This window comes from Clostridium sp., assembly GCF_016650095.1.
Lineage (GTDB): Bacteria > Bacillota > Clostridia > Clostridiales > Clostridiaceae > Clostridium_AD.
The window spans coordinates 1-6,212 of the sequence record NZ_JAENWL010000221.1; the positions used below are offsets into that span (position 1 = coordinate 1).

Annotated in this window: 8 protein-coding genes; 7 read left to right on the forward strand and 1 reads right to left on the reverse strand. The window is 29.0% G+C overall.

The features are described 5' to 3' along the window. Positions 1 to 639 (forward strand): hypothetical protein (locus JJE11_RS12615; RefSeq protein WP_291636138.1); only part of this gene is annotated, 639 nt, incomplete at its 5' end. 84 nt (positions 640 to 723) lie between these two features. Here the strand turns inward: JJE11_RS12615 and JJE11_RS12620 are convergent. Beyond that, positions 724 to 1,152 (reverse strand): hypothetical protein, encoded by a 429-nt coding sequence (locus JJE11_RS12620; protein ID WP_291636140.1) that lies wholly within the window; start codon positions 1,150 to 1,152, stop codon positions 724 to 726. A 156-nt stretch (positions 1,153 to 1,308) separates the two neighbouring features. Here JJE11_RS12620 and JJE11_RS12625 point away from each other — a divergent pair, with 156 nt between their 5' ends. The 6 genes from JJE11_RS12625 to JJE11_RS12650 all read left to right on the forward strand — a co-directional run bounded on the left by JJE11_RS12625 (position 1,309) and on the right by JJE11_RS12650 (position 6,200). After that, complete coding sequence (locus JJE11_RS12625; RefSeq protein WP_291636142.1) at positions 1,309 to 3,366, forward strand: hypothetical protein; 2,058 nt, start codon at positions 1,309 to 1,311, stop codon at positions 3,364 to 3,366. Continuing rightward, positions 3,359 to 3,667: a zf-HC2 domain-containing protein gene (locus JJE11_RS12630; RefSeq protein ID WP_291636144.1), complete on the forward strand. Its 309-nt coding sequence runs from the start codon at positions 3,359 to 3,361 to the stop codon at positions 3,665 to 3,667. Before JJE11_RS12625 ends, JJE11_RS12630 begins: the two co-directional genes overlap by 8 nt. A 19-nt stretch (positions 3,668 to 3,686) precedes the next feature. After that, positions 3,687 to 4,208, forward strand: coding sequence for an RNA polymerase sigma factor (locus JJE11_RS12635; RefSeq protein ID WP_291636147.1), 522 nt, complete (start codon positions 3,687 to 3,689; stop codon positions 4,206 to 4,208). Continuing rightward, positions 4,205 to 4,528, forward strand: coding sequence for a zf-HC2 domain-containing protein (locus tag JJE11_RS12640; protein ID WP_291636149.1), 324 nt, complete (start codon positions 4,205 to 4,207; stop codon positions 4,526 to 4,528). The genes JJE11_RS12635 and JJE11_RS12640 overlap by 4 nt, the downstream gene beginning before the upstream one ends. Positions 4,529 to 4,961: 433 nt before the next feature. Then, positions 4,962 to 5,600, forward strand: coding sequence for a VTT domain-containing protein (locus JJE11_RS12645; RefSeq protein ID WP_291636150.1), 639 nt, complete (start codon positions 4,962 to 4,964; stop codon positions 5,598 to 5,600). Between the two features lie 33 nt (positions 5,601 to 5,633). Then, entirely contained in the window at positions 5,634 to 6,200 is a 567-nt protein-coding gene (locus tag JJE11_RS12650) for a YdcF family protein (protein ID WP_291636152.1), read from the forward strand. Positions 6,201 to 6,212 lie beyond the last annotated feature (12 nt).

Genomic DNA, 6,212 nt, shown 5'->3' on the forward strand with positions numbered 1-6,212 from the left:
AACAATGATAATATACCAGAAATAATAACTTGGGGAAGTATGACACATGAAAATGATATATATTTTTATCAATGGAATGGCTCAGAATATAAAATAATATTTAGTGGGTTTTATAGTGGGTTTATTTTTAAGGATATAACAGGAGATAAGATACCAGAAATAGTAATTGATAATAGTCTTTATGGGTCTGGGAATGAACAAATATACTATCAATGGCAAAAAAATCAGTACAAAAGGATTTACTATGATTTAGATGCAGGTATGGGGTATGATAAAATAAAAACTTTGTTGAGTATGCTAAATAGTGTACCTCCAGAGGAGTTTAGTTCAACTGAAATAAAATATTTAGATGATATTTTCACAAAAGAATGGATTGCCGATAAACGTAATATTGAATTCTTGAACCAGTTAAAATCAAATATATTATCAAGTCAGATAATAGAATACATTGATGATAATTTAAAATACGATACAAAAGTAACTGATAATCCTATTGAAATTACTTGGAGAATTAAGGTGCTGATTTTTAAAATAAATGGCACGACAGTATTTCCAGAAGAAAAAATATTTGAAGTAAAAACAAAGCTTGTTAATATTGAGGAAAAAGATTATAAAATTGATGATATTAAAATTCAATAGCATTTACTAATTCTATGTAAAATCAAACAAATAAGCGTCATAAGTAGTAATAGCTTGTGACGCTATATGAATTGGGAAACCGTGCTAATTATTATTTAGTTTGAAATTAAGGATTTTTGATAATTTATCTAGGTCGCCATTAAATGGTAAACTTAATAATTTATTTTCATCTTCAAAAATTAGATAACAAGGTGGTTCGTTTTCAGGAATTAAGATATATACTTCACTTACAAGTGCATTTAATGACTTACAATTCACTTTAACAATTGGGTCTAAAGGAATCCTTACCACATATCCATCGTCAGTAGCGGGGTCATTTTTATATAATCCTTCTAAATTGGTAATCCAACTTGTAATCATATCTTGAATTTGCGGATTTGATTGGACTACTTTCACAACTTTATCTTGTTTGGGGTCAAAAATCTCAACATATTTAAAAACCTCAGCATTTACACATGTTGAATGTAAGAATATAACTAAAATAGAGAAGACAACTAATAACTTTTTAATCATGTTAATCACCTCTTTGTTACGATTCCCATGATAGGCTGGAATTATTAATTAAGTTATTTGGCCACAGTGTAACTTTTTTTTAATCTTTGCGTCTATATGAAAGAAGCTTCAAAAAAATATTTTCTATAGAAATAAATTAAAGGAGATTTTATATATATGACATTCATACAAAAGGTAGTGGGGCACTTTCAAAACTCAGTTATACTAAGTGATACATCAATTAAGTTAATAGGAATATGCCTTGTCTTAACAGCTATATTTGCCCTTTATTATCTGTTTTTCAAGTCGGAACTTTACGAAAAATACATGCCTTTTCTAGGCGTAGTTATAAGGGGTTTAATGTTTATAGGGTTTACAATAGAATTTGCTCATCATACTAAAATAAGTCCTCTGCTAAGTTATTATGGAGGCAAAGAATATGTTGTAGCCCAGCTTTCAAATTATGTATTCTTTGCCTATGTTCTTGTAGTTGGTGTTTATGATATTCTTACAATAGGAATAAATAAATTTAGAGGCTTTTTCCACTGCTTTGATATAGCAATGGTAAGTCTACCAATTGTATATACGTTTACCGCAGCAATAATTTATATAACAAAAGAAAGCTTTGAATTAATGAGTCTTTTATATTTAGGTCTATTGATTATTGCTGTGGCATTGATAATTTTTCTGTTTTTCCAAGTATACTGGAAGCAAAGTGCTAAAATGTATCGTATATTTTACCTTGTGGCAATTCCAGAAGTAATTATTTTATTATGCTTTAAAATTGAGTCTGCTTATGCTCTTCCAATATTTTTATTATTACTGGGAATCTATGAAGGCTCAAGGCATATAGTGGAACGCATAAAAGTTAAAAATGAGAAGGCTTTATGGAAAAGCTTAAAGCTATGTTCATCAATATTTATTCTGATGGTTGTTATATTTGGGTTAAGTTTTTGTGGAATTAATCCTATAAGAAGCAATGAGAACAATATGGTTTCTATGTTATTCAATAAAAGTATTAAGTTAACTACTGTGCAAGAGGCTGAAGAGGTAGCTAGAACTGCATTAGATGATAATAAAAGTAAACTTGTATTAAACTCAGGAACTTCAATGGATTTTTATAATTATTTCTATATTGTTTTAGGTGATTATGATATAAATGTAAGTGAGGTTACAGGGAAAGTATCCGAGGTTCATAATAGTAGCTTAAAGAGTGCTGAGGACCCTGGCACATTAAAACTTGATGAGGTTAAGGATAAAACAAGTTACTTTTTAAAACAATGCGGCTACACCTATGAATCTGAAAAAGCAGATATGTATATTCAAGAGGAAGAAAATTCATATTTAGTGTCAATTAAAAATAAATTTTCTAATGGTAAATCAAATAACTTAAAGGATTCTAATAACCTACAAGTTACGTGGTTTAAAAATGGAAAACTTGATAATATGCTTGGATTTGGTAATTTACTAAATTTAAAAGATTATAAGGGAATTAAAATCGATAATGCAGTAGTTGAAAAAAGTATATGTACATGGTATCAGAATCTTGGACAAAAAGCTCCAGCTTATGCATTAGATAGTTCCTATGGTTTTACAGCATATTCAAATAAATACAATACATTAAGTTTAATCTGTGATAATGGTAATTCTCTAAAGTTAGATATTAATGATGGTACTATACGTAGTTTTCAGCGAGATAATCAAAATAGGGTTATATTCGATAAAATTCTATATGAAAAATATAAGAACAAAGCCATAGAAATGTATGAAAAAATAATTCCAAGTAATGAAAAAATGAAATATACCCTTAATACTAAATATTATAGTAGATATAATAACAAATATAATGAAGATACTAGATATTCCTACTATTCATTCATTAATGAAGATAATGGAGTAATCAGCGGTATAAATATCTATTTGGATAATGAAGGCGAACTTAGTAATTATACAAAATTTAACTATGGGGATACAACTAATTACAGTGAAAAAGAATTTAAGATTTCGAAAAATAAAGCACTTCAACTAGTAGATAACAAATATAAAGCTTTCAATATATACGCCAAAAGAGCTAAACTTGTTGAAGAATTACAGCCAAGCGGTGATACTAAGCTAAAATGGATGGTGGTTGTTATGCCTTATATGAGCAGAGAACATAATATATATTTTGTTGATGTAAATACTGGAGAGATTGGTGCTCTACAAAACTATAAGGGAGGGTTAAGAGATGAATAAAGATGAAAGCCTGTGTTCTACCTTTAAAGACTTATATCCTTCCTATATAGATGGAATGGTTGAGGATGAAACAAAAATTTGGATGGATAGGCATATTGAAGAGTGTAGGTCTTGCTCTAAATGGAAAAATAATTACCAGGGAAATATTGAACTTAGCGAATCCAGGCATAGCATTAATGTGGATACTTCAGCATTTGAAGAAGATAAAAAAACAATGAAAAAGGCTAAAATACTTATAGAGCTTGGGCTTTCAGCAGTGATAATGCTCGCTATATGGACATCAATATGGATATTTGCGTGAAATATAGGAGTGTAATTTTATGATGGAGCAAGTAAAGACCCTGGAGGATATTTATAAAAAACATAGGTTAGATATTTATAAATATTTATATTATCAAACAACTAATTGTCATGTCTCAGAAGAACTTTGTCAGGAGGTATTTTTAAAGGCATTTAAATCACTTAATGCTTACGAGGGAAGATCTTCTATAAAAACTTGGTTATACAGTATAGCGCATAATGTATATGTATCCTGGTATAGAAAAGAGATAAAAACCCAGAGTGTTCCCATGCAGGAAAATATAATTAGTTCTTTAGTTGCGGTAGATGGTAATCCTGAGGTTATTGTAGAAAACAAAGAAAATTCTGAAGAAGTAATGAGAATACTATATAAGTTAAAAGAGGAATATAGAACAGTGCTAATACTTTGTGAACTTAATGAACTTTCCTATGAGGAGATAGCTAATACTTTAAATTGGAGTTTATCAAAGGTTAAAATAACTATTTATAGAGCTAGAATTCAGTTCAAAACATTCTTTAAAAAAGAAGGTGAACTACTGTGAAGTGTAGTGTAATTAGAGACTTACTACCTCTTTATGAAGAGAAACTATGTAGGATAGAAACAGTTAAGTTAGTAGAAGAACACCTTGAAAGCTGTTTTGATTGCAAAGTACTTTATGATGATATGGATGAAGACATAGGACTTAGGGAGGCTGTAAAACCAACTGAGCTTATAGATAATAAATGCGAAGATAGTTATAAACTTGATGCAGAACATGAATTTTGGATGAAATATTATGGGAATCTTATACTAAGAGGTGTGGCCATTTTCTTAATCGCATATATACTGATTATTTCAATTGGTATGGTTTTGAAAATATAAGAAACAAATACTCCAAAAGACTTTAAAGGAGTTTTTTGAAGTTCCAAGATCTAATGCAAAATAAATTCTTGATGGCATAAATAAAGTTATTAACAAAACTGTCCACATTATGACCATGAAATTTGGTTTTAGTGTGGATAATTCTTTTCATAATAAAATATTAAGGGAGGAAGGCAAGTTTATTACCTTCCAATATACATTGTATAAAAAAGAATTTATAAGTGAGTATTTAAAAGGGTAGATGAAAAACGAGATTTTATTAATATAGCACCTGTGTATATATTAAGTTTTGGTAATTGAATGTATACTTATAATAGAGATGGATTATATTAAAGCTTATATGAAGATAATAGAAGATAAAACCATGCAAATTATTATGTTTTCCGCAAAAGCAGAGGATATAAGGTTGATGAAATAGCAGGGGGAAGTATTTATGAATAAAAATAAAATAATTATAGTTTTAATTTGCTCGTTGATATGGATTATATTGGCGTATGTAATTAATGAGTACGAATTTATATCATTTGGAATAGAAACCATAAAACAGTATTTACTTTCAGATCGACAGGAGGCAATGTTTATTTTCGTATTACTTTATGTAATTAGATTGTTAGTTCTTTTACCCGGAGCTACACTTATCATTTTAGGTGGAACATTGTTTGGGCCGATTAATGGGTTTTTACTATCAATGATAGGAATGGGTTTAAGCGAAACTTTAATATATATTATAGCAAAAGTATTTTCTAATTCAAAAATGAAAAAATCAATTAAAGTAAGACATCCAGATATAGAGCCATTAATGGAGAAGTATAACTTTAGATTTTTAGCTTTAGGCGTATTGTGTCCAATAGCTCCCTCAGATGTAGTATGTTTTGTGTCAGCTTCGGTAGGGCTAAATTATATAAAATATATATTAACAATAATCATTTCTAATATCCCACTAATAATGCTTTATAGTTATATGGGAATAAGTTATAAAGAGTCGGTATTTAGTATTATAGCACTTTGTTTATCAATAATTTTAATAGCATTTTATTCAATTAGAGCTTGGAATAGTTTAAAGGTAAATTAAAACGTGTACATATTTATGAGGAGATGATAAAAATTGAGTTATCCATTTGACTGTATAACTGAATTAATATTTGTTGAAACCGATACTTACAAATCGGATGTAATTTTAGTTCCTGGGTGTAGACAGCCACAGCTTATGGAAAGGGCTGCAGAATTATTTCACAAGGGATTCGCACCATATATATTACCTACAGGAGGTGCTAGCAATAATAACATATCTGAATATGAGTCAGAATGGGAATATCTTAAAAAGATAGGTATTAAATTAGGAGTGCCAGAGAAAGCAATATTAAAAGAAAATAAAGCAAGGAATACATTTGAAAATGCACAGTTATCGTGGGAGATCTTAAAGGAAAATAAAATACAAGTAAAAAAGGCTATTTTAGTGTGTAAATCATATCATTCGAGAAGAGCGTTACTAACTTACCAAACAGCATTTCCTTTAAGTGTAGAATTCTATGTATCCACAGTTACAGATAGGAGTGGAGTGACAAAAGATAACTGGTTCTTAAATACAGAATATGCATCTCTTATTATGGGAGAAGTAGTTAAAATAGGTAAGTATTTTGAAAATGAAATATCTAATTGGGTTAATATTTAATCAAAATGAATT

Excerpts from the sequence above, each read along its gene's own strand:
- JJE11_RS12620 (WP_291636140.1), bottom strand. The coding sequence starts at position 1,152 with ATGATTAAAAAGTTATTAGTTGTCTTCTCTATTTTAGTTATATTCTTA.
- JJE11_RS12645 (WP_291636150.1), top strand. The coding sequence starts at position 4,962 with ATGAATAAAAATAAAATAATTATAGTTTTAATTTGCTCGTTGATATGG.
- JJE11_RS12630 (WP_291636144.1), top strand. The coding sequence starts at position 3,359 with ATGAATAAAGATGAAAGCCTGTGTTCTACCTTTAAAGACTTATATCCT.
- JJE11_RS12635 (WP_291636147.1), top strand. The coding sequence starts at position 3,687 with ATGATGGAGCAAGTAAAGACCCTGGAGGATATTTATAAAAAACATAGG.
- JJE11_RS12625 (WP_291636142.1), top strand. The coding sequence starts at position 1,309 with ATGACATTCATACAAAAGGTAGTGGGGCACTTTCAAAACTCAGTTATA.